Consider the following 1914-nt stretch of genomic DNA (forward strand, 5'->3'; position numbering starts at 1 on the left):
GATGCACCACAAGACGGAGCTGAAGAAAGGCCTCGCCACCGTCGAGGTCGAGGGCGCGGCGCCCGTGGGCACGCCGATCGAGAACGCCGCCGGCAAGGCGGCCGGCACGCTCCACACGCAGGCCGGTGGCCGGGGAATCGCGTATCTGCGCTACGACCGGGCGGGCGAGGCCATGACGGCCGGCGCGGCGCGGGTACACTGGCGGCCCGGGGACTGAGACGGCGTCGGGAGGGGGCGCTGCCCCCTCTTGGCCTGCGGCCAATTCACCCCCGGAGTATTTCGGCCAAGATGATGGGGCTTTGGCGGCCCCGGGCCGGTCGCGCCGTGTCCGGCACCTGCGCGGGCGGGTCAGGCGCGCTCGGCGTATTCCATGGTCTCGGTGTTGACCACGATCGCCTCGCCGGGGCCGACGAAGGGCGGCACCATGAGGCGTACGCCGTTGTCGAGGACGGCCGGCTTGTAGGAATTGGCCGCGGTCTGCCCCTTCACCACCGGCTCCGTCTCCTCGACGGTGCAGGTGACCTTCTGCGGCAGCGTGGCGTTCAGCGCCTCGCTCTCGTAGAACTCGACCTCGATGGTCATGCCGTCCTTCAGGAAGGGCCGCCGCTCGCCGAGGATTTCCGCCGGCAACTCGATCTGCTCGAAGGTGTCGGCGTCCATGAAGACGAGCATGCCGTCGTTCTCGTAGAGGAACTGCTGATCGCGCTGCTCGAGGCGCACGCGCTCGACCTTGTCGGCGGAGCGGAAGCGGTCGTTCAGCTTGGAGCCGTTGCGCAGGTTGCGCATCTCCACCTGCGCGAAGGCGCCCCCCTTGCCGGGTTTCACGTGGTCGACCTTCACCGCAACCCAGAGGCCGCCGTTGTGCTCGAGCACGTTGCCGGGGCGGATTTCGTTACCGTTGATGCGGGGCATGGAACCTTGGCCACTGGTTGATCGTTGCGCGGCTGCTCCTATATCTCGCGTGGAGCAGGCTGGCAACCCGGCCTATCTCGTGTTGCATGGGTCGCGAGCCATGCGTCAAATGCATGACAGGCTTGCATGAGCGATGTATCCGAATCGAGGCGTTTCCGCCATAAGGGCCGGCACGCCCGGGGTGCAAGTCGAATAACAAGGACAACGCGATGAAGGATTTCGTTGACGGCACGGCGTTCAGCGCGGAGCAGGGGATGCGTGCCCGCAAGCTCTTCGCTGCCGTCGTGCTGGCCGCGCTGGACGACGCGATCGCCGACGACCGGAAATACGGCAACGGCCCCGATCAGATCGCGCGCTGGGCCCGGTCGCGCGACGGCCGCGAGGTCCTGTCCTGCGCGGGCATCGACCCGACCGAGCGCGTCGTGGAAGGCCTGATGGCTTTCGTGGCGCGCGGCGTGCGCACCTCCGTCGCGCTGTCGCGCGAGGAAAGCGAACGCCGCAACGCTGCTGCCGGAGAGCATCCGGAAGCGGCCTGATCCGGATCGGGATCACCGAAAAAGCGCGCCCCCATCCGGGGGCGCGCTTTTTCTTTCGCCGTGCCGGCACCCTCAGTCCGGTCGCCCCTCCGCGAGCGCGCGCCGGATTTCGTGGCGGACGAGCTTGCGCACGTTGCGCGTGATCCGCGCCCCCAGCTCGCCCTGCAGTTCCTCACGGAGGATCTCGGTCACGATTTCGCGCAGCGTGGCCTCGTCGAGGACCGTCTCCTCGACCGCGTCAGCGGTGTGCATGTCTTCGGGCGGCGGGACCCGGTCCCTCGCGCTGTCCCCTGCCCCCGTCTCGCCAACGTCGCCGTCGCCGTCGCCGGCCGCGACCGCGTCGCCCGGGTCGGCGGCCGTGCCCGGGCCGACCAGCGCCTCGAGTTCGGCGATCTTGGCCTCGAGCGTGACCGCATCGTCGGCCTCGGCCGCGGCGCCCGACGCCGCGTCCGCCGCTGGCGATATG

At 69.5% G+C, this 1914-nt stretch carries 2 protein-coding genes and 2 pseudogenes; 2 read left to right on the plus strand and 2 right to left on the minus strand.

Annotated features, from left to right (window positions below):
- A pseudogene (locus ACESL7_RS13085) lies at nucleotides 1-217 on the plus strand (CAF17-like 4Fe-4S cluster assembly/insertion protein YgfZ); the annotation flags it as partial.
- Between the two features lie 131 nt (nucleotides 218-348).
- Here the strand turns inward: ACESL7_RS13085 and efp are convergent.
- Entirely contained in the window at nucleotides 349-912 is a 564-nt protein-coding gene (gene efp / locus ACESL7_RS13090; protein WP_372893753.1) for an elongation factor P, read from the minus strand.
- Between the two features lie 209 nt (nucleotides 913-1121).
- On the opposite strand from efp, the gene ACESL7_RS13095 reads away from it, so the two are divergent.
- A complete protein-coding gene (locus tag ACESL7_RS13095) occupies nucleotides 1122-1448 on the plus strand; it encodes a DUF6280 family protein (protein WP_372893754.1) in 327 nt (108 codons plus the stop codon).
- 72 nt (nucleotides 1449-1520) lie between these two features.
- Here ACESL7_RS13095 and ACESL7_RS13100 read toward each other — a convergent pair.
- Nucleotides 1521-1914, minus strand: a pseudogene (locus ACESL7_RS13100) (hypothetical protein); the annotation flags it as partial.

The sequence above is a fragment of the Rhodosalinus sp. genome (genome assembly GCF_041685465.1).
Lineage (GTDB): Bacteria > Pseudomonadota > Alphaproteobacteria > Rhodobacterales > Rhodobacteraceae > Rhodosalinus.

Bases quoted from the DNA above. Each gene is read 5' to 3' on its own strand.
- efp (WP_372893753.1), bottom strand. From the start codon at position 912: ATGCCCCGCATCAACGGTAACGAAATCCGCCCCGGCAACGTGCTCGAG.
- ACESL7_RS13095 (WP_372893754.1), top strand. From the start codon at position 1,122: ATGAAGGATTTCGTTGACGGCACGGCGTTCAGCGCGGAGCAGGGGATG.